Here is a 512-nt window from a genome sequence, read left to right as displayed (position 1 = left end):
AACATTTTTTCTAAAACAACAGTTTCGAATCATGTTCAACCATCTTAAATATGGTATCCCATAGGGGATTCGAACCCCTGTTACCGCCGTGAAAGGGCGGTGTCCTAGGCCTCTAGACGAATGGGACACATTTGATACGTTATACTCTGCATCGAGTGAATACTCATTGGTGTCTGTAGGCTAAACACCAGTGCTAGTTACCTATAATGAAGAACAAAACCCTAAGGATTCGAACCCCTGTTACCGCCGACTCTTTATAAACCAAAGTGGGCGATGTCCTAAGCTCTGTTTCTAGACGAATGGGACACATTTGATACGTTATACTCTGTATCGAGTGAATACTCATTGGTGTCTGTAGGCTAAACACCAGTGCTATATAGATCGTCAAACATTTTTTCTAAAACAACAGTTTCGAATCATGTTCAACCATCTTAAATATGGTATCCCATAGGGGATTCGAACCCCTGTTACCGCCGTGAAAGGGCGGTGTCCTAGGCCTCTAGACGAATGGG

At 43.2% G+C, this 512-nt stretch carries 1 tRNA gene; it reads right to left on the bottom strand.

The annotated features are described in order from the left end of the window. Positions 1–51: 51 nt before the first annotated feature. Positions 52–127: transfer RNA gene (locus tag H5202_RS23660), tRNA-Glu, on the bottom strand. Between the last annotated feature and the right edge of the window lie 385 nt (positions 128–512).

The sequence above is a fragment of the Shewanella sp. SG41-4 genome (assembly GCF_014164505.1).
Taxonomy (GTDB): domain Bacteria; phylum Pseudomonadota; class Gammaproteobacteria; order Enterobacterales; family Shewanellaceae; genus Shewanella.
The sequence above is the reverse complement of the archived record's forward strand: the minus strand, read 5'-3'. Positions and strand labels throughout refer to the sequence as shown.